The sequence below is a fragment of the Moraxella sp. E33BD genome, from assembly GCF_041807865.1.
Classification (GTDB): domain Bacteria; phylum Pseudomonadota; class Gammaproteobacteria; order Pseudomonadales; family Moraxellaceae; genus Moraxella; species Moraxella haemolytica.
The window spans coordinates 20,316-42,355 of the sequence record NZ_JBGTZD010000007.1 but is presented as its reverse complement, the minus strand read 5'-3'; the positions used below and the strand labels follow the sequence as shown (position 1 = coordinate 42,355).

Below are 22,040 nucleotides of genomic sequence, written 5' to 3'. Positions count from 1 at the left end.
TTTTTTAGAACTCGTCTATGGCAATATTTCAAACTTATGACTATACTAAATCATATCACCACCATCATTTAGTCGCCTATTATATAGGCCTTACTTACACACTAATTTGTAAACATCATTCAATCCCAGCCAGCTTTTGCTGCTTTTAAGAACAAAGGATAACCATCATGAGTATCACTTCAGCAGGTCTTAATTTTCGTCAAGCCGTCAACAATGAAAGACCTTTACAAGTTGTCGGTGCAATTAACGCAAACCATGCACTACTTGCCAAAAGAGCAGGCTTTAAAGCCATCTATTTATCAGGTGGTGGTGTGGCAGCAGGCTCTCTTGGCTTGCCTGATTTGGGCATTTCTAATCTTGATGATGTACTTACCGATGTTCGCCGCATTACCGATGTATGCGACTTACCCCTGCTGGTGGACGCCGATACAGGTTTTGGGGCGAGTGCGTTTAATATTGCCCGCACCACAAAATCTTTAATCAAATTTGGGGCAGGAGCAATGCACATTGAAGACCAGATTGGTGCAAAACGCTGTGGTCACCGCCCAAATAAAGCCGTTGTCTCCACGCAAGAGATGGTAGATAGAATCAAAGCGGCTGTAGATGCTCGTACCGATGACAATTTTGTGATTATGGCTCGTACCGATGCCTTAGCAGTAGAAGGCTTAGACGGTGCGATTGAGCGAGCGTGTGCCTATGTAGAGGCAGGGGCAGATATGCTATTTCCAGAAGCAATTACCGACCTTGCGATGTATCAAAAATTTGCCAATGCGACAGGCGTGCCGATTTTGGCGAACATTACCGAATTTGGTTCAACGCCCCTTTATACCACGGACGAATTAGCCAGCGTTGATGTGTCGCTGGTGCTGTATCCACTGTCGGCATTTAGAGCGATGAATAAAGCGGCAGAGAATGTCTATAATGCCATACGAGCTGACGGCACACAAAAAAATGTCATAGACACAATGCAAACTCGCAGTGAATTATACGAACGCATTAATTACCACGCTTTTGAGGATTATTTGGATAGGAGGTATATTAACGCAAAAGCTAACTAATGATTTCTTCATAAATCAAAAGCAATCAATTTTCAATCAACTAGTTAAATAAGGTTATCTACTATGAGTAAAAACCATATTCTATCTGTTACCAATGTCAATCTATTGGAAAAAATTCACGAAACGGTCAGCAATGTTGGATATTGTATTGTTCGTGGTTTAAATATTGGTAATTGTGATGAAGTAGAGAGAAATCAAAAATTATTTGACTTTCTTTCTAAATTAGGAAAATTAACAAATCATAAAAATGATGATAATTTAAAATCCATATTTTGGGATATTAAATATCGTGGTGATGACTATGCAACTAACAATGAAATTACATTTTCGGAAGATGTTGGAGAATGCCCACTTCATAGCGATTCGTCTTTTAGTGAAAATCCAGAAAATTACTTGGTAATGTATGTTGTAAAATCTGCTAACGATGGGGAGAATTCTCTATTTTTAAGTTCATCTGATATTAAGAAAGAACTATCAAATACAGAACTTGGATTGCAATATCTAAATATTCTTGCAAATCAGCATCCATTTAAAACACCAAAATCCTTTGGGGAAAGAGATGGTGTTGTATGGGGAACTATTTTGCCCAATGATAGTCAAATGATTAGATTTAGAGATGATTGTATTTACAAAGGCATTTTAGAAAATAAAGATAAGGTAACACAAGAAATGATAGATGCTCTTGATTATATGGTAAGTTTGATAAAAAACTCCAATAATATTCAAGAGTTTTCCGCACAAGATGATGATTTAATCATTATTGATAATTCCAATGGTTTGCACGCTAGAACAGATTATACAGATAAATCTAGACATTATGTTAGAGCTAGAATTACCATTTAGGGGGATTTTGTGCAAGAGATAATACAATCTGTTGTTTTTGTTATTGCTTCAATATTGCACGGAATTACAGGTATGGCATTTCCAATGCTAGGAACTACTTCCTTAGCATTTGTTATGCCCCTATCTAAGGTAGTTGCATTGGTAGCATTACCCAGTCTTTTGATGAGTATATTGGTATTATGTAGCAATAATCAAAAAAGCATTTATCAAGAAATAATTTACTACCTAAGAGCTTATAAATTGCTTGCTATTAGTAGTGTTATTGGAAGTATTTTAGGTGTAAAAATGCTTTTAATGTTACCAGTATCTTATTTATATATTTTAATGGCAAGTATTACCCTATATTATTCAATAAACGGATTATTGAATATGTATGGAAAAGCTAAAAGCATTAAAGTAAATCCTAATAATAAAAATATGGTTTTATTTGGGTTATTAGCTGGGATAGTTGGTGGTGCTACTAATGCAATGTCCCCAATATTACTTATGTTTTTATTTAGTGAAACAGATGATAAAAATCGTATCACAAAAGCAAGTAATTTATGTTTTTTATTGGCAAAAATTATTCAAATTTATATGCTAAGAAATCAATATTTATTACTTGATAAAAATGAATATGGATTGATATTTTTTCTAACCATATTTTCTATTATCGGTCTATATATTGGTATATGGTTAAGAGATAAAATTAGTACTAACATTTTTAAAATGTTAATTTTTATAATATTGTTAATATTGGCTTTAAAAATTGGGCACTCTGGATTTTTAAAGCTGTAAAAATTTAAATATCCCCACCCAGTTTTAAAAAGGATATTTAAAAAACGGATAATTATCCAAGCATAATTATCCAAAAACCGATAATTTAACCGCCTAATGCCATTAAATTATCATTCTTCCCATTAAGGACAAAAGGAACACTGCTATGAGTGAACAAACCCTACCCAAAATTGACGGCTTTAAACCCAAAAAATCAGTCGCCCTAAGCGGACAAATCGCAGGCAATACCGCTCTTTGCACCGTTGGTAAATCAGGCAATGATTTGCATTATCGTGGTTATGATATTTTAGACTTAGCAAATAACTGCGAATATGAAGAGGTCGCTCATCTACTCATCCACGGACACCTACCCAATCGATTTGAGCTGACAGCCTACAAACAAAAATTAAAATCCATGCGTGGTTTGCCGATTCGGGTCATTGAAGTATTAGAGAGCCTGCCTGCCCATACACACCCGATGGATGTGATGAGAACAGGTGTATCCATGCTTGGTTGCGTACACCCCGAGCGTGAGAGCCAGCCTGCGTCAGAGGCTAAAGACATTGCTGATAAACTAATTGCAAGTCTAGGCTCTATGCTACTGTATTGGTATCAATACAGCCACAATGGCAAGCGTATCAGTGTGGAGAGTGAAGAAGACAGCATTGGTGGGCATTTTTTGTATCTATTGCACGGCAGACGACCAGACAACAGCCATGTTAAAGCAATGCACATCAGTCTGATTTTATATGCTGAGCACGAGTTCAATGCGTCCACATTCACCAGTCGTGTCATTGCTGGCACAGGGTCTGATATTTATTCGTGCATCTGTGGGTCGATTGGAGCATTAAAAGGACCAAAGCACGGCGGAGCGAATGAAGTCGCTTATGATATTCAAAAACGCTATCGCAGTGCTGATGAAGCAGAAACAGACATTAAAGAACGCATTGCAAAAAAAAGAAATCATCATCGGCTTTGGACACCCTGTCTATACCATTGCTGACCCTAGAAATGTCGTCATTAAGCAAGTCGCCAAAGACCTATCGGAGGAAACAGGCGATATGCGACTATTTGACATTGCTGAACGCTTAGAAACTCTTATGTGGCATGAGAAAAAAATGTTTCCAAACTTAGATTGGTTCTCTGCGGTGTCTTATCAAAAAATGGGGGTGCCCACCGCAATGTTTACCCCACTGTTTGTGCTGGCTCGCACGGCTGGCTGGGCGGCTCATATCTTAGAACAACGAGCAGATGGAAAAATCATTCGCCCAAGTGCCAATTATACAGGCCCTGAGAATTTAAAATTTATGCCGATGAATGAGCGGTAATTTTTGGATTATGTTCATAGAATGGAATTGATATATTTCATTCTATGAATTTTAAGGAAATATTTATTATGCAATCAAAAATTTTATATTCTTATGATGATTTCGTTCCAAAACCAAACATTTCTTTACCAAATTGGGTAGTACAGTCATTTACTGAACTTGATGATAATCTTAATAAAAAAGATTTCCCTTGTTTACTTGGCATTATTGCTCACAGAAAGCAACTTACAAAAGTAGGGTTTATTGAAAAAGATGAATCTGATATTGGTCTTAAAATGTCTCAGATTATGCAAGAGTATTTGAATATTTTAAGGAGTCTTGATGATAAAGAGCATAAAGGGCTGTTGCCATTGATTGTTTTTATGGAATTAAAAGGCGGACTATCACTTGAAGATACTCATCATTATTCTGCTTGGGATTTGCTCACAAAGACACATCAGTATGACCCAAGTGAGTGGATAAAGGAAATTCCAAAAAATTCTGCATCTCCCAATTTTGCATATTGTTTTGATGGAGAAATTTGGTTTGTGAATGTCAGTAGCCCCTTTCATAACGAAAGAAAATCAAGAAATTTAGGTTCATCTATTGTGCTAGCAATGCAGACTTTATCTGGGTCTAACTGTTTTTATAAGGATTTTGATGATAAGCTCACTTGGCAGAAAAAAATCCGAGAACGCACAAAAAAATATGATAACGGAATGGAAGTTTATGAAGGACTAGGTTCTTTATTTAATCACGGAAAACCAAGACCATTCCCTGAATCATATTTTTTACCAGACAATAATGATGTAGTGTTTGATAAGTTTTGGGAAAATGATGTATATCAATATACTCATATACTATTTGATTTTGATGGTACAATAGCGGATTCATCAGAATGTGCTATTATATCTACCCAAAAGGCTTTTTCAGAAATTGGGTTGGCAATCCCAACATCAGAACATATCGTTCATTTAATGGGAATACCAATAGAGTTATCTTTTAAGGAACTGGGAGCAAGCCATTTAAGCCAAAATGAGTTTGAAAAACTTTTGTCTATATTTAGGAATATATATCGTTCAGAATCAGAGCAACACATAAAAGGTTTTCCTTATATGAAAGAATGCCTATCAGCATTAAAACAACAAGGAAAAAAAATTGCTATTGTTACAAGCAAAAAAACAGATGTTGCCATCAGAAATATTCAACAATTAGGTATCAGTGATTATGTGGATTTTTTGGTTGGAGCAGACCAAGTTACTCAACCAAAACCAAATCCTGAATGCGTTAAGGTTGCTTTGGATTTTTTTGGCATAAAACAAGACAACTATAAAAGAGTAATTATGATTGGAGACACAACTTTTGATATACAGGCTGGACAGTCTGCGAATGTCAAAACCTGTGCGGTAACTTGGGGGTCTCACAGCAAAGAATTACTAGCTAAATGTAGTCCTGATTACATTACCGATGATTTTTATAATTTGCTTGATATTGTGAGCAAAAAAATCATTAAATGCCCTTTTCAAGACCACTAAAAAATAAAAGCACATATCAAAAATATAAAGGTATGTGCTTGTTGTGTTTTGCAGACATATTATTGAATTTTTCACAGCCAAAAAAGGAACTTAGCAATGAAAAACTACCGCAAACTTTTAGCTGATACCGAGCTACATTATTTTGATGTAGAGCAGGCGATTAACGATGTCAAGGCGGATAGCTACAAGACTCTCCCCTACACCGCCAAAGTTCTTGCTGAACAGTTGGTAAGAAATTGCAAGGATGACCCAAAATTGGGCGAATACTTAGGCGAGCTTATCCATAATAAGCAAGAATTGGATTTTCCTTGGTATCCTTGTCGTGTGGTGTGCCACGACATTTTGGGTCAGACGGCTTTGGTCGATTTAGCAGGACTTCGTGATGCGATTGCCCAAGCTGGCGGAGACCCCTCCAAAGTCAATCCTGTGGTACAAACCCAGCTCATTGTAGACCATTCTTTGGCGGTGGAACACGGCGGCGATGACCCTGACGCTTTTGCCAAAAACCGTGCCATTGAAGACCGCCGTAATGATGACCGTTTTGACTTTATTGAATGGACAAAAACCGCTTTTAAAAATGTTGATGTCATACCAGCAGGTAATGGCATCATGCACCAGATCAACCTTGAAAAGATGTCGCCCGTGGTGCAGATTAAAGATGGTGTAGCATTTCCTGACACCTGTGTCGGTACAGACAGCCATACACCACATACCGATGCACTAGGTGTAATTTCGGTAGGTGTAGGCGGTCTAGAGGCTGAATGCGTGATGTTAGGACAACCGTCAATGATGCGTACACCCGATATCATTGGCGTGCATTTAATCGGCAGAAAGCAAGCAGGCATTACAGCAACCGACATCGTACTGGCGTTAACTGAGTTTTTACGCAACGAGCGAGTGGTTGGGGCGTATTTGGAATTTTTTGGCGAAGGAGCGGACAGTCTGTCAGTTGGCGATAGAGCAACGATTGCCAATATGACCCCTGAATATGGGGCAAGTGCTGGACTATTTTATATTGACCAAAACACTTTGGATTATTTGACTTTGACAGGTCGTGAGCCTAAACAAGTTAAATTGGTTGAACAATATGCAAAAACCATTGGGCTGTGGGCAGGAGCAATGACCAAGGCAGTTTATCCACGAGTATTAGAATTTGACTTATCCACCGTTACTCGTAATATCGCAGGTCCTTCCAACCCACACGCACGAGTAGCAACGGCCGAGCTAAAGGCAAAAGGTATTGCAGGCGTGGTAGAAAATCGCACAGATGGTCTAATGCCTGACGGAGCGGTGATTATCGCCGCGATAACGAGTTGTACCAACACTTCCAACCCAAGAAACACCGTTGCCGCAGGACTGTTGGCGAAGAAGGCGAATGAACTGGGTTTAACTCGCAAGCCTTGGGTCAAATCATCATTTGCCCCTGGTTCAAAAGTAGCCAAATTGTACTTGCAAGAAGCAGGATTATTATCCGAACTTGAAAAATTGGGCTTTGGCATTGTTGGCTTTGCCTGCACGACTTGTAATGGCATGAGTGGTGCATTACGACCTGAAATTGAGCAAGAAATCATCGATCGTGATTTGTACGCCACAGCAGTGCTTTCAGGCAATCGCAATTTTGATGGACGCATTCACCCACAAGCAAAACAGGCATTTTTGGCAAGTCCGCCCCTTGTGGTTGCCTATGCCATTGCTGGCACGATTCGTTTTGATATTGAAAATGATGTCTTAGGCTATCATAACGACAAGCCGATTTATCTAAAAGACATTTATCCATCAGATGATGAAATTGACAAGATTGTCGCCAAGTGCGTAAAACCAGAGCAATTTAAAGAAATCTACATTCCAATGTTTGATTTGGGCAATTCACAAACCGCCCAAAGTCCGCTGTATGATTGGCGTGAAAAGTCCACCTATATCCGCCGTCCACCCTATTGGGAGGGAGCATTGGCAAAAGAATGTGAACTTAAAAACTTACGACCGCTTGCCATTTTGCCTGATAATATTACCACCGACCATTTATCGCCGTCCAATGCCATCATCAAAAATTCGGCAGCAGGAGAATATCTAGCAAAAATGGGTGTGCTAGAGGAAGATTTTAACTCTTATGCCACACACCGAGGCGACCATTTGACCGCACAAAGAGCGACTTTGGCAAATCCAAAACTCTTTAATAAAATGGTGCGTAACGAAGACGGCACGACCAAACAAGGCTCGCTGGCACGAGTTGAACCAGATGGTACGGTGATGAGAATGTGGGAGGCGATTGAGACCTATATGAACCGCTCACAACCTCTTATCATCATTGCAGGGGCGGATTATGGACAAGGGTCAAGCAGGGACTGGGCGGCAAAGGGCGTGCGTCTCGCTGGCGTGGAAGTGATTGTCGCAGAAGGCTTTGAACGCATTCACCGCACCAATTTGGTGGGAATGGGCGTGTTACCACTGCAATTTATCAACGGTCAAAATCGCCATACCCTTAAATTAGATGGTACAGAAATTTATGCGGTACAAGGGGAAATTTCAGCTCGCTGTACTTTGGATTTAATCATTGAACGCAAAAATGGCGATATTGAAAAAGTGCCTGTGTTATGCCGCCTAGATAGCGATAGCGATGTTAGGACTTATAAGGCGGGGGGTGTGTTAAGGGAGTTTGCGAGTAAGTTCCTAAGTTAATGGGTGTAAAAAATTGTGGTATAATTGGCAGATAGCGTGGTACTGTCTGTCAGTTGGTTTTAAATTTAATTAGGTAAAGTATGTCCAAATCTTATACTCTTGTGTTGGAATTAGATGCAAATGATGCACACGATTTTTTCTTAAAAACTGATAGTTATTGCAATTTATCACTTCCCCCTTACTTTAATTTTTCCGAATTATTAAATAAATTATCAAAGGTTATTAAAAAACAACCGTTGTCATTGTTTCTAGGTGAACCTGCGAGAAGTGATATGGCGGACACAATGGATTTAAATCATATCATTTATGGAAATAAAGGTAGTAATTTATCTTGGAGACCTTTACAGTTAATTCACCCATTAGCATATTTGGCATTAGTCAATGTTTTGACACAAGAAAATAATTGGAAAAAAATACAAAATAGATTTAAAAAACTTAGTTCATTATCAAATGTATCTTGTTTAAGTATACCCATTGCAAATTCAACAAGAAAAAACTCAAATAAAGGAGAGCAAATATTGCAATGGTGGACAGGAATTGAGCAAAAGTCTATTGCTTTATCATTAGAATATGACTATATGTTCAGCACAGATGTAGCTGATTGTTATAGTTCAATCTATACTCATTCGCTAGCTTGGGCAATAGACGGTATAAAGCTAGCCAAAACAAGAAATTATAGAGAAGATAAAGATATATCTGGAAAAAATAAAAAATTCTATTTAGGGAGTAAAATAGACAGATGTATTCAACAAATGCAAAATAGGCAAACTAATGGTATTCCACAAGGTTCTGTTCTTATGGACTTTATTGCAGAAATTCTATTCAACTACCTAGATTTTTTATTAACATTGGAAATCAAAAAGCAAAACATAAATCGTGATAACTATGCCATATTAAGATATAGAGATGATTATCGTATTTTTGTTAAAAATAAAGCTGACGGAGAAAAAATTATAAAGATTTTATCTGGTTTATTACGTACATTTGGATTAAAATTAAATGAAAATAAAACATTTGGTAGTAATGATATTATTTCCAATTCCATTAAACAAGATAAAATACCATCATTAGAAATTATCTTTAATGAAAAAATGGGGTTACAGAAAAAATTGCTTGTTTTGAGAGAACATAGCAAAAAATACCCCAATGCAGGTAGTATATTTCGCTTATTAAAACACCTAAGAGAAACAGCAGATTTAGAAGAATTTGCTATCAATTATGAAGTGGCTATTTCTATTTTATTGGATATTGGCATTCATAATCCAAAATTAGTGTCCAATGCTTGTGCCTTTATTAGTGATTTACTACCATTAGTAGATAACGCCGAACATATTAAAGGTTTGATTTTTAATAAATTATCAAAAATACCAAACTCTGGATTATCGCAAATTTGGCTACAAAGAATACTCAAAGATAACTTGCAAAGTTATGTATTTAATGAAAAATTATGTCATCAGGTTGACAAGAATAAATTTCCTTCGGATTTATGGAATATTTCTTGGTTACCAAATGGTAACAAGGGCGATAAAATAAAGCAAATAATGGGTAGTACGCCAATTATTTGTTGGGAAACTTTTAATAAGTTATCTGAAATTGTTTCTAGTGATGAAGTTAATATAATGACTATTTCTTTGTAATGAAAAATGGTGATGTATATCCTCCTGCACATCAAAAAAAGGAAACCATAAAATGCAAACCCCAGTCCCAGCCACTTATATGCGTGGTGGCACATCAAAAGGCACATTTTTTAATTTGGCGGATTTGCCAAAGCCTTGCCAAGTGTCAGGGCAGGCACGAGATGCTTTTTTGCTCCGTGTCGTGGGCAGTCCAGACCCCTACGGCAAGCAAATTGACGGAATGGGCAATGGCTCATCAAGCACATCAAAGGTCGTGATTATCTCGCCTGCCACAGACGGCGTACACGATGTCAATTATCTATTTGGGCAGGTCGCCATTGACAAGGCGATGATTGACTGGTCGGGCAACTGTGGGAATTTAACAGGAGCGGTTGGTTCGTTTGCCATTTTTAATGGCTTGATTGACAAGTCAAAAATCCCCAACAACGGCATTTGCACCGTGCGTATCTGGCAAGAAAACATCAAAAAGACCATCATCGCCTATGTACCGATTGAGAATGGTCAAGTGGTAGAAACAGGCGATTTTGAGCTTGATGGGGTAACTTTTCCAGCGAGCGAAATCAAAATTGAATTTATTGACCCTGTGGACGAGGGCGGAGAGATGTTCCCCACAGGCAATTTAAAGGACACTTTGTCCGTGCCTAATGTGGGCGAGTTTGAAGTTACGATGATTAACGCAGGCATTCCCACGATATTTTTACACGCTCACGAGCTTGGGTTTTCAGGCACAGAAAGGCAAACCGACATTAACGCCAATGGCGAAATCCTAACCAAGTTAGAAAAAATCCGTGCTTATGGGGCGGTTAAAATGGGCTTAATTAATGATATTCAACAAGCTAAAACTCGCCAACACATGCCAAAAATTGCATGGGTTGCACCGCCTGTTGAGTACATTTCATCAAGTGGCAAAACGGTTAAAGCCGATGACATAGACCTGTTGGTTCGTGCGATGAGTATGGGGCAATTACATCATGCCATGATGGGTACAGCAAGCGTAGCGATTGGTACAGCAGGAACGATAGTCGGTACGATTGTCAATGAAGTGGCAGGTGGTGGGTGTTTGACCGAAGTTTGTTTTGGACACCCATCAGGCAGACTTACCGTTGGTGGACAGTCTGAATGCGTGAATGGCAAATGGGTGGCTCGCAGAGTATCTATGAGCCGCAGTGCAAGACGGCTTATGGTCGGCAATGTCTTTGTACCTACCGATAGTTTTTAAACACAAACGATCCATGGGCGAATTAAAAAATAACTTGCCCATTTTGTATATTATTTTTAGCAGTTTTATTACTTCACAAGCAGTACATCAAAAAAACCAAACAAGCACCTTTAGTCATTACCCACCTTAAAACTGCAATAAAACAACCCAAATACTAAATACATTCATGATTTTGCATAAAAAAAAGCCAATCACAAAACATCAATCAGTCTTTTGTGAGACGCAAAATACAGGGCTGGCATTTTTTTAATAAAATGGTAAAATGACCATTCAATGAAGTAAAATCCAGTGGCTACAGGCAATCGCCACACCAAATCAAAAAGACCAACATGACTCAAACCAATACCGCCACAATGCTTAATGCGTCAATACTTTCTGTGATTTTACGCTGTTTAGCTGCCATTATCGCCCTGCTTTTAATTTTGGTGCTTGCCTTTCCCATCGGTTTTTATGGCATGGCGATGTATCTTGAGCCTACCTTACCAGATGTAAAAAACATTGATGCCAATCGTTTTGCAATGCCTTTGCAGATTTATACGGCGGACAATAAGCTGATTGGTCAGTATGGCAACCGCTTTTCTATGCCGGTTAGCTACGAACAAATCCCCAAGCACCTGATTGATGCTTTCTTATCAGCAGAAGATTCTAGCTTTTTTGAGCATAGTGGTATCAGCGTCAAGGGCATTGGGCGTGCAATCACTGAAGTGATTACCAATGACGACACCCGAACAGGTGGCTCAACCATCACCATGCAGGTGGCAAAGAACTATTTTTTGAGTGCCGAACGCACGCTTGATCGTAAATTAACCGAGCTGTTCATTGCCAGAAAAATAGAAAATGAGACGGCCAAAGATGAAATTTTAACCTTATATGTCAATAAAATCTATCTTGGCGAAGGTGCATACGGCATTGCTGCTGCAGCTCGCCGTTATTATAGCAAAACGCTAGACCAACTCACCATCGCTGAGATGGCAATGATTGCCGGTTTGCCAAAAGCCCCATCAGCTTACAACCCTGTCATCAATCCTAAACGAGCCTTAGAACGCCGCAACTGGATTATCAGGCGTATGCTAAAAGAAGGACGCATCAGCCAAGCACAGCATGATGAAGCAGTAGCTGCCCCCATCGGACTCAACCTGTATCAAGAAAAACTTGACATGAATATGCCTTATCTGGCGGAAATGGCAAGAAGTGCTTTGGTTAAAAAATACGGTAAATCAGTCATGGATAGTGGCTGGCGTGTACAGCTCACCGTCAGCAGCCAAGAGCAAACTGCCGCCGAAAATGCTCTCGTTGCAGGACTAAAAAGCTATGACAGCCGTCATGGTAACGGTTGGCAAGGTCCAGAGTCTCAAAATGGTGATTTAGATAAATTTAAAAATTTTGACAACATGTATCCTGCCAAAGTTGTCAAAGTTAATAATTCAAGTTTTGAAGCCATACTGCAATCAGGTCATACCATCACCATTCCATGGTCTGGCATGAACTGGGCTCGCCGATCCATCGGTTCAGGTCGTGTGGGCGGTCGCTTTAGCAATGCCCATCAGATGGTAAAAGTAGGCAATATCGTACGAGTCATGCCCTTAAACCAAGAAAAGACTGCGTGGAGATTGACCCAACCACCATCAATTCAAGGTGCTTTGATATCGATTCACCCACAAAACGGAGCAATTCGTGCTTTGGTAGGTGGATTTGACTTTAACCACAGCAAATTCAACCGTGTTACCCAAGGCTATCGCCAACCTGGCTCTATCATCAAACCACTGATATTTGCTGCCGCCCTAGAGTCAGGAAAATACACACCAGATAGTCTTATTTCAGATGCTGCCATTCGTATAGGCAAATGGCAGCCCAAAAATGCCGATGGCAAGTACACAGAATATATGTCAGTACGGCAAGCTCTCGCCTTGTCAAGAAACACCCCATCCATTCGTCTGTTGCGTGCAACAGGACTGAATGAAGCTCGCCAAACGCTAGATATGCTAGGGCTTGAAAAAGAACGCCTGCCTGAAACTTTAGCATTGGCACTAGGTGCCGCTAACGCAACGCCTTTACAGATGGCAACAGGTTTTGCTGCTCTTATCAATGGTGGTCATCGTGTACAACCTTATTTCATCGATCGCATTTATAATTTTGACAATGAGACCATCTTTCAGGCAAACCCCGCCCAAGCTTGTGCTCCATGCCACAACAAGGAACTTGCCAAAGCACAACGGTCAGCAAACAGCAAAGCAGTCCAAAAGACAGTCACAAAGGACAACCAACCTACCGATAGCAGTCCCAATGCCACAACAAAACATGATCGCTTAAAGCCAAACAAAACCATCATCCATACTACGGCTAAGCAAGCACCCAGAGTCATCAGTCATCAGACTTCTTATGAAATGGCAGAAATGCTACGAGAAGTCATCACCAGTGGTACAGCCAAAAAAGCATTGGCACTAGGGCGATCTGATGTGGGTGGCAAAACAGGCACAACTAACGAAGCCAAAGATGCTTGGTTCGCTGGCGTGCATCCAACCAGCTCAACGGTGGTTTGGGTTGGCTTTGATAACCCTGCACCAATGGGTACAAGAGAATATGGTGGTGTTGCCGCCTTGCCGATTTGGGTGAATTTTAGTCGCCAACAGCTACGCAACACTCCAAAACAATGGATTCCATTAGAAGATCCAACTACAGCCAAAGGCAAATAAAAACCCCTTAATGTAAATAAAAAGATGGTACTAATTCACCATCTTTTGCTGGGTGGTATACCCCAAAAATATCAAGTTAAATTACCCACAATGTGTGTATATCCCTGACGATAATCACCAAATTGCAACCACTCTTTGGGTAAGTTACTTACAAGTCGCTTGCCTGTGGCGGGAGCATCAATCACCTTCAGTGGCTGATATTGTAATTTTTGGCACAAGAAATCAAGTACTTCTCGGCTACTAGCAGGACAAAAGTCGGTCGCTATGTAAATGGGCTTTGGCTCACTTTGCATTAAAATATGCCAAAGCACCATCACCAAATCGGTATCCATGATTCGATTGGTGTAATGTTGGCTTGGCACACCATCGCCATGTGCCGTCTTCGCTAGCCTTAGCATACGCCGTCTTGATACCCCATAGATGCCACTTGGTCGGACAATCACCGCCTTATCCCCAAAGGCTTTCACAATGACTTGCTCTGCATCATACAGCACCTTGGCAGTTGGTGTACTAGGCTGTGCAATCATCTGCTCATTAACCACCTCGCCTGCATTTTCACTATAAACTGCTGTTGATGATACGAATAAAATCTGACGAATCTGTGGCAACTCATCCGCCAAAGATGCCATATGCTGACAAATGGCAAGATAGCTGTCTTGATATGCCCGCACTTTATCCTTTTGTGTATCGGGCGAAACAATAATGGCGATGTGTGTGATATTGTGCAGTCGTTTGGCATCCAACTCTAAGGCGTTCATTTGCCAATGCGTGATGGGCAAATTGGCATGGCACTTGGCAGTGCGTGATAGCCCAACAACCTGACACCCTGTTTGGGCAAGCTGTCTGGTCAAAGATAATCCAATATCGCCCTGCCCAATGACAAGATAGTATTTTTGATGATAATTATTCATATCGCCCCATTTAAAAAACTCATCACATCGTTTATTTTAAGAACATTCAAATACTGCAGCCTTCTTTCATGACCTAAAAGTAACGCAGTATTTGAAATTTAACAGCATGGTTGTTTTGGCTATGGTTCTTTTGGATACTGGCAGTTGCTCTTAAAGCATGATAACGACTTAGGTCGTACTGTGCACCCAGTTTTAGCTCAGGCTGCACATAACTTGACCGCCCCGCATCGTCTTTGTGATACCAATACGGCACTTCAATCTCCCCTGTCATTCGCCATCTATCCGTCTGATGATAAATACAACCCGCACTAAACTTCAACCCCATGCGATAGCCCTGATTAACCTTGCCAATCTGTCCTCCTGTGCCACCTAGCACATAACATACCATATCTGCCATATCGCCCGTCTGAGCCTTGGGCTTACCAAGCGTCCAAGACCTGCCCTTTTGTAGGGCAATGTCTGCCACCAGATGCGTGTCGTTTTGTTCATCTGAAGCATCAACTGCCTGTTTTAATCCAAGCTGCATTCGTGTTGCCCACGCCTTTTTTTGACTTTGTCCGCCAAGATAAGCTTTAGCGGTATTGGCTGGGTTTAGACTGGTTGCTCTAAATATCGTCAGTTCATTGAGACGAATTTTGCCATCTTGATAGGCTAAGTCGATGGACGGTAGTATTACCTCGTGAAACTTACGCACACCAGCAGGGTTGTCCAGTGCGTCTTGATAAGCTGAGCGGATACTCACATGATAGCCAGCTTTATCTACATACCGCTCATCATAAGATACTGCCATACCTAAGCGATGCGTTGGACTGGCAGTAACAGGATTGTTGTTATTTGGTTGAATGGCAGTCATATCAAATGCATTGCCGTTGGTCATGATGGCTTGGCGTTTTGTGGCGTTTGATGGGTGGTAGGTGGTGTTTGTGATGATACCTTGCCTATCAAGTACTTGGACAGCCTGAGCAGGCGTAGTTACCATGCCAAACATGGACAGTAGCGATTTATCAGCACGCACCACATCAACAAGACGAGCAATCTCAGTAGCACAGTTATCATGGGTTAAATAATAAGAGCGTGCCAAATCTTTCACTTCCCAAAGATGACGCATGATTTGATCAACCTGAGATGGTGTTAAATCAAGACGATATTCCCACAAGTCTCTTTCGTCCTTAACCAGATAATCATCAGATTTTACACGATAAGGTAAAATCTCCATCACGCCTGCATAGCGACCTGTCAGCGGCTTAATCGCATTGGCAATCAAACCATCATCTGCACTACTTGCCACTGTATAATTCATGACAGTAGCACGCTCATCGGACGCACGCTCATCACCATCAATACGCATGAACGCATGTGCAAAAGCCGAAGCAATATTATTGCCATGCTCTTCGGCAAAGACAAACGACAACTGTCGTGCATCTATTTTATCCGCCCATGTACGAAATTCTTGACAGTCTGCATCAGATGCCACCACATTAACACCTAACTTGACCAATTCGGTCTTTAAAAAATGCGTTCGTGCAGGAAAACGACAAATTATCTTCTGGTCATTTACCGCTATTGCCGATAGCATGGCAATCAGTTCACTTTTTGGGTTTGTATGCCCATCATCCGACAAGAAAAATGTCTCTGTATCAATGCGGTTTTTATCTTTAGCGTATCCGCCATCACCAAGCATCAACAGCCGTCTCCACAGCACATGTTGGGACAGCTTATCAATTTGTACATCACTAAGTGCAAAAGGTAGTTGATTTTCCACACCAATCTTATCTTGTAGCGGTGCTGACCGTGCTGTTGCCAATGAGCCTGCCATACCACAACCTGTCATCAACACCACCAATAAAATCCAACAAAAGCGTTTCGTATTCATGATAATTTTGCTACAATAATAGATATACCTTTAGTATTATACCATCATCATGACGCATTTCAGCATAAAAAATGGCGTATTAGAAGGGGCAAACTTCATGCCATCGCCCAATTTTAACACTCGCCCCACCATTGATGGCACGCCCACTATTGACGGTATCGTCATTCATAATATTAGCCTGCCACCATCCCAATTTGAACAAACCGACAAAAATGGCATACACTTTGTTGAAGCCTTTTTTCAAAATCAACTAAACCCAAATGATCATGAGTACTTTACCACCATCTATACGATGAAGGTCTCTGCCCATTTGTTCATTAAAAGAAACGGCAAAATCGTACAATTTGTTAATTTTGATGATCGGGCTTGGCACGCAGGAGAGTCGGTCTATCTAGGCAGGAGAAATTGCAACGATTTTACCATTGGCATTGAGCTTGAAGGAGATGATTTTTCGCCCTTTACTGATGCTCAATATACAGCACTGGCTCAGGTCATTCATGCCATTTACCAAGCCTACCCCAAGACAATGCGTCATCTAATGGGGCATAGCGATATCGCACCAACCCGAAAAAGCGATCCTGGCAAGTTTTTTGATTGGTCAAGAATCAGACAAATGATTGAAACACTATGCCTAAATAATAACGATAGTAAAATCAAAACAACCATCTAAGCTCAACCAAAATCCTTATCTTACCATCCCTTGCCACAGCTTTTTTATTACTGATAAAGCTCACAGTAGTCAGCTAAAAATTTACATAAACTTTTGCATACGAACTCTACAAAAATCCATTATAATATTCTTTTTTATTGTTAAGCTGTATTATGGCAAAATCTCGTCTTTTTCGCTCAACCATGGTGGTTAGTGCCATGACCATGCTCTCTCGCATCTTAGGTTTGTTGCGTGATGTTGTTTTGATGGGTGTATTTGGTGCCGGTGGGTTGATGGATGCCTTTTTGGTCGCCTTTAAAATCCCAAATTTTTTGCGTCGTTTATTTGCCGAAGGGGCTTTTAGCCAAGCCTTCGTCCCCATCTTATCCGAATACAAGGAAAAACGCACGCTCAACGAAGTTCAGATACTCATCAGCCGTGTCTCAGGCGTGCTAAGCGTTATACTGCTTACTTTAACTGTCATTATCATCGCCATCGCACCAGTTATCATTCATCTGTTCGCTCCTGGGTTTAAAGACAACCCCATCAAGTTTGTGGCAGCTACCGAACTATTAAGACTGACATTCCCCTATCTGCTATTTATTTCTATGACGGCATTTTTTGGCAGTATCTTGCAAAGCTATGGTCGTTTTGCTACTCCTGCTTTTGCACCTGTATTGCTTAATGTTTGCATGATTTTGGCAGCACTACTCTTTGCCCCAATGTTTGATACACCCATCATGGCATTAGGCTATGCAGTTGCCATCTCTGGGCTACTACAACTTTTGATTCAACTACCGCAGTTGTATCGCCAAAAGCTACTCATCGCCCCAAAAATAGAATTCAAGCACGAAGGCGTGGTACGCATTTTAAGACTAATGCTCCCTGCCATCTTTGGCGTATCCGTTACTCAAATCAACCTACTGCTAAATACTGTTTTTGCTTCGCTGATGATTGGCGGTTCGGTATCTTGGCTTTATGCTGCCGAACGCTTAAGCGAGCTACCGCTAGGACTAATTGGCATTGCAATTGGCACAGTGATTTTGCCAAGTCTGTCCGCCAGTCGTGCCAAAGCCGATGATGACACCTTCAAAAAAACACTCGACTGGGCAGCAAGGCTGGTTGTTCTTGTGGGACTACCTGCTTCACTTGCCATGTTCATGTTGTCTGATGTGCTGATGAATGCCTTGTTTGTGCGTGGCGAATTCACCCAAAATGATGCTCTGATGAGCGGTTTTGCCCTAAAGTGCCTATCAGGTGGCATCTTAGGCTTTATGCTCATCAAGATTTTTGCCCCCGCCTTTTTTGCAGGGCAAGATACCAAGACCCCCGTTAAGATTGGCATCATCTCTGTATTTGCTAACATGATTTTTAGTGTACTATTCATTGGTATTTTTTATTTGATGAAGCTTCCACTACATGGTGGCTTAGCATTAGCAACCACCGCTGCCAGTTTTGTTAATGCAGGGCTTCTTTACTATTTCTTACATAAGCGAGACATCTTTCGCTTATGTAAGCATTGGCAAAAGATGGGTTTACAATTTGTTATATCAAGCCTTGCAATGGTGCTGGCATTATCCATGCTACTGCCCTATTATCCAACCGATGGCGGTACATTGATGCGAATCTTTACTCTTTTGGGCATCTGTGTGATGGGTGCATTGGTCTATGGCATAGCATTGCTTAGCACAGGCTTTCGCCCACGCCATCTCAAGCATCACTAATGGTTCGTACTTAGTGTGCTAATTCTACACAAAACAACTCATATCGTTACAGCTTAGTTACATATCATGTACAATAATGGGTTGTATATCATGTACAATAAATTGATATATCACCAACCCATTTAAAAAGGAAACAAATCATGATAAAACCAATCTCTCAGCCCATCGCTAAAGACTTCAATCCAAATCTAGACCTTGAAAAAGTCCGTGCCGAGTGTCGCACTCTTGCCAAATCTCGTGCTAAAATCTCGGCAGGTGTCGCCATCATTCCTGTGCCATTCATAGATGTAGCGATTGATGTTGGCATGCTGTCCAAACTCTTGCCTGAAATCACCAAAAGATTCGAACTGCAAGAACCGACAGACCCAAACAGTAGCGTCAGCGAACAAGACCGCAAACAAAGCATTCAAAACCGTATCGTTGCCATTGGTGGTCTAGTGGCAACTCGTGGCGTGGTAAATAAGACCATTCAAGGGTTTGGTGGTCGTATCATTGGTAAGCAAGTTGCTAAATATGTACCACTTGGCGGTCAAATGGTCGCTGCCACCATTGGTTATATGATTTTCAAAAAAATCGCCTTTGAACATATTGATCATTGCTATCAAGTCGCCAAAGAAGCTCAGCTAAAGGCGAACTGATACGCATCAACACACTAAACCCATCAGCAATCTATTTGCTTATCTAGGTTTAGTTCACCAATGTCATCAAAGCGTCATTAAGCCAACATGGGTCATCATCTTGCTTAATGACGCTTGCTATTTGCAGTTTTCATCAATCATTTTTCTATTTTGGCATAATAAAATGACAGGTTTTGTTTGAGAAAATCTCATAAACAAGTTAAAATATAGCTCGTTTTATACATGCCCATACATTGTGCATTTTTGATAATAAACTTATTGCTACCTGTTAGCCATTTTTAGCCAAGGTACTCCCATGACTTTTGTTGTAACCGATAACTGCGTGCTGTGCAAATATACCGACTGTGTGGAAGTTTGCCCTGTGGACTGTTTTTATGAAGGTCCGAACTTTTTGGTCATCAATCCTGATGAGTGCATTGACTGTGCACTGTGTGAGCCAGAATGTCCTGCCAATGCCATTTTCTCCGAAGATGAAATCCCATCAGGTCAAGAAGAATATCTCGCCCTAAACGAAGAGTTATCACAAATTTGGACTAACATCACCGAGAAAAAAAACCCAATGCCAGAGCATGAAAAGTGGGACGGTGTTGCAGGTAAGATTCAATATCTTGAGCGTTAATTAGCAATATTGACGGCATATTCTTTAAAAAGCCCATTGTGATGGGCTTTTTTATGCCCACTATCTTTACCCCCAGCCATTCATTATAAAATATCATAAGTACCCATAACTACCAAAGTTTACATAGAACGGGTCTATACCAGTACTCAATCAACACGAAACCTAGCCAAACAAAAAGACCTGCCACAATAGCAGGTCTTTTTTATTATACAATTACCAAATATCAGATTTAATTTTTGCTTTAAGCTCTGGGTAGTTATCCAGTTTAAACTCTGGCTCTGCTACGCCTGCCTTGATTTGCTTGGTATAATCTTTGACAAGCAAGAATACATATCTTGATAGCAGTAAAATGGCAATTAAGTTGATGAAAGCCATAATTCCCATGGTCAAATCACCCATGTCCCAAACAACCGCCACTTTTGTTACCGCTCCAAAATATACAAAGCCAAGCACCAACAAGCGGAACAGCGTCAATACCGCAGGGTTATTTTTCAAAAATTGCATATTTGACTCTGCATAAGCATAGTTACCAATGATGGTTGAGAATGCAAACATGAACAAAATTACCACTAAGAAATATTGACCCCAACTGCCCACATGGCTCTCAAGGGCTGCTTGGGTAAGCTGTACACCAGATAGATCGGCTGCATTTTCTGGCATGGTCGCAAGTAAAATCACAAATGCCGTACAAGAACAGACAATCAGCGTATCAACAAATACACCGAGCATCTGAATAGTGCCTTGCTCCACAGGATGTTTAACACTCGCTGCCGCTGCCGCATTTGGGGCAGAGCCTTGACCTGCTTCGTTAGAATACAGACCACGCTTAATGCCCTGCATCATTGCCATTGACACCATAGAACCAAGCAGACCGCCACCTGCCGCCTCAAAAGCAAACGCCTTACTAAAAATCAGCGTAATAACACCAGGCAGGTCGCCAATATTCATCAAGATGACATAAGCCGATACCAATAGATAGATTGTCGCCATCACAGGAACAATCACCTCAGCAATCTTTGATACTCGCTTAATACCACCAAAAATAATAGGGGCAGCCAATATCACCAACACCGCACCAATGATGTGCTTATAAATCTGCCAATCACTCTGACACGCATCATCTTGAGCAGTACAACCTACCGCCGATTGAATTGACAGCGTAATGGTATTTGATTGAATTGACTGATACACAAAGCCAAAGCACACAATCAAAGCCAAGGCAAACACAAGCCCAAGCCACTTTTGACCTAATCCTTGCTCAATGTAGTAAGCAGGGCCACCACGAAACCGTCCTGTTGCTTCATCTTTAATCTTAAACAACTGAGCCAGACTTGATTCTGCCAATGCTGAACACATACCAATCAAGGCAATCAGCCACATCCAAAAGACCGCCCCTGCACCACCGATACCGATGGCAAGTGCCACCCCTGCGATGTTACCCACACCAACACGGCTTGCCAAGCCTGTAGCAAAAGCCTGAAATGCAGAGATTCCCTGACGCTCATCATGACCTGTGCGACTACCCAACATGGTCTTAACACTACGACCAAATAGGCGAAACTGTGCAAAACCTGACATCACGGTAAAAAACAAACCGGCTATAATCAGTAGCCACAGCAAGACATCCCAAAGCGGTGCACTAAACGCATTTACCACACAATGCAGACCTTCAACGAAAGTTGGCTGTGCAGTACAAGAAAATGGATTATCATACATGATTGACCCCATATTTTTATTTTTGTGAATTTATAACCATACTAAATCAATAGCACTAAGTACGAAAAAAGGCGACAACTCATCATGGCTGCCACCTGTTGCCATCAAATCACTTGATACATTAGCAATGGATAGATGTACTTATTATAAGGCTTTTGTTACAAATATGCAAACCTTTTGTAAATA

The 22,040-nt window shown here is 40.7% G+C and carries 15 protein-coding genes and 1 pseudogene; 13 read left to right on the top strand and 3 right to left on the bottom strand.

The genetic code is table 11. The annotated features are described in order from the left end of the window. Nucleotides 1–167: 167 nt before the first annotated feature. The 9 genes and pseudogenes from prpB to ACERC6_RS05440 all read left to right on the top strand — a co-directional run bounded on the left by prpB (nucleotide 168) and on the right by ACERC6_RS05440 (nucleotide 13,724). Entirely contained in the window at nucleotides 168–1,058 is an 891-nt protein-coding gene (gene prpB, locus ACERC6_RS05480) for a methylisocitrate lyase (RefSeq protein WP_373628098.1), read from the top strand. A gap of 63 nt (nucleotides 1,059–1,121) precedes the next feature. After that, on the top strand, nucleotides 1,122–1,901 hold the full coding sequence (locus tag ACERC6_RS05475; protein WP_373628097.1) for a TauD/TfdA family dioxygenase: 780 nt from the start codon (nucleotides 1,122–1,124) through the stop codon (nucleotides 1,899–1,901). A gap of 9 nt (nucleotides 1,902–1,910) precedes the next feature. Beyond that, nucleotides 1,911–2,678, top strand: coding sequence for a sulfite exporter TauE/SafE family protein (locus tag ACERC6_RS05470; protein WP_373628096.1), 768 nt, complete (start codon nucleotides 1,911–1,913; stop codon nucleotides 2,676–2,678). Between the two features lie 145 nt (nucleotides 2,679–2,823). Then, nucleotides 2,824–3,985 (top strand): annotated as a pseudogene (gene prpC, locus ACERC6_RS05465) (2-methylcitrate synthase). A gap of 68 nt (nucleotides 3,986–4,053) precedes the next feature. After that, nucleotides 4,054–5,499: an HAD-IA family hydrolase gene (locus ACERC6_RS05460; RefSeq protein ID WP_373628095.1), complete on the top strand. Its 1,446-nt coding sequence runs from the start codon at nucleotides 4,054–4,056 to the stop codon at nucleotides 5,497–5,499. Between the two features lie 96 nt (nucleotides 5,500–5,595). Next, nucleotides 5,596–8,175, top strand: coding sequence for a Fe/S-dependent 2-methylisocitrate dehydratase AcnD (gene acnD, locus ACERC6_RS05455; RefSeq protein WP_373628094.1), 2,580 nt, complete (start codon nucleotides 5,596–5,598; stop codon nucleotides 8,173–8,175). 80 nt (nucleotides 8,176–8,255) lie between these two features. After that, nucleotides 8,256–9,812: an RNA-directed DNA polymerase gene (locus tag ACERC6_RS05450; protein WP_373628093.1), complete on the top strand. Its 1,557-nt coding sequence runs from the start codon at nucleotides 8,256–8,258 to the stop codon at nucleotides 9,810–9,812. A 52-nt stretch (nucleotides 9,813–9,864) separates the two neighbouring features. Then, nucleotides 9,865–11,031 (top strand): 2-methylaconitate cis-trans isomerase PrpF, encoded by a 1,167-nt coding sequence (prpF, locus tag ACERC6_RS05445; RefSeq protein ID WP_373628091.1) that lies wholly within the window; start codon nucleotides 9,865–9,867, stop codon nucleotides 11,029–11,031. 329 nt (nucleotides 11,032–11,360) lie between these two features. Beyond that, nucleotides 11,361–13,724, top strand: coding sequence for a penicillin-binding protein 1A (locus ACERC6_RS05440; protein WP_373628089.1), 2,364 nt, complete (start codon nucleotides 11,361–11,363; stop codon nucleotides 13,722–13,724). Nucleotides 13,725–13,795: 71 nt separating this feature from the next. Here the strand turns inward: ACERC6_RS05440 and ACERC6_RS05435 are convergent, their stop codons facing one another. Further along, a complete protein-coding gene (locus ACERC6_RS05435) occupies nucleotides 13,796–14,635 on the bottom strand; it encodes an NAD-dependent epimerase/dehydratase family protein (protein WP_373628087.1) in 840 nt (279 codons plus the stop codon). A 73-nt stretch (nucleotides 14,636–14,708) separates the two neighbouring features. After that, nucleotides 14,709–16,508 (bottom strand): DUF4105 domain-containing protein, encoded by a 1,800-nt coding sequence (locus ACERC6_RS05430; RefSeq protein WP_373628086.1) that lies wholly within the window; start codon nucleotides 16,506–16,508, stop codon nucleotides 14,709–14,711. A gap of 46 nt (nucleotides 16,509–16,554) precedes the next feature. Between ACERC6_RS05430 and ampD the strand changes: the two genes are divergently transcribed. The 4 genes from ampD to fdxA all read left to right on the top strand — a co-directional run bounded on the left by ampD (nucleotide 16,555) and on the right by fdxA (nucleotide 20,138). After that, a complete protein-coding gene (gene ampD / locus ACERC6_RS05425) occupies nucleotides 16,555–17,178 on the top strand; it encodes a 1,6-anhydro-N-acetylmuramyl-L-alanine amidase AmpD (protein ID WP_284674555.1) in 624 nt (207 codons plus the stop codon). A 152-nt stretch (nucleotides 17,179–17,330) separates the two neighbouring features. Next, entirely contained in the window at nucleotides 17,331–18,881 is a 1,551-nt protein-coding gene (gene murJ / locus ACERC6_RS05420; RefSeq protein ID WP_373628085.1) for a murein biosynthesis integral membrane protein MurJ, read from the top strand. A 140-nt stretch (nucleotides 18,882–19,021) separates the two neighbouring features. Further along, entirely contained in the window at nucleotides 19,022–19,519 is a 498-nt protein-coding gene (locus tag ACERC6_RS05415; RefSeq protein ID WP_373628083.1) for a hypothetical protein, read from the top strand. Between the two features lie 295 nt (nucleotides 19,520–19,814). Further along, complete coding sequence (fdxA, locus tag ACERC6_RS05410) at nucleotides 19,815–20,138, top strand: ferredoxin FdxA (protein ID WP_284674049.1); 324 nt, start codon at nucleotides 19,815–19,817, stop codon at nucleotides 20,136–20,138. Nucleotides 20,139–20,351: 213 nt separating this feature from the next. On the opposite strand, the gene ACERC6_RS05405 is transcribed toward fdxA, so the two are convergent. After that, a complete protein-coding gene (locus ACERC6_RS05405) occupies nucleotides 20,352–21,854 on the bottom strand; it encodes a sodium:alanine symporter family protein (RefSeq protein WP_284674048.1) in 1,503 nt (500 codons plus the stop codon). Nucleotides 21,855–22,040 lie beyond the last annotated feature (186 nt).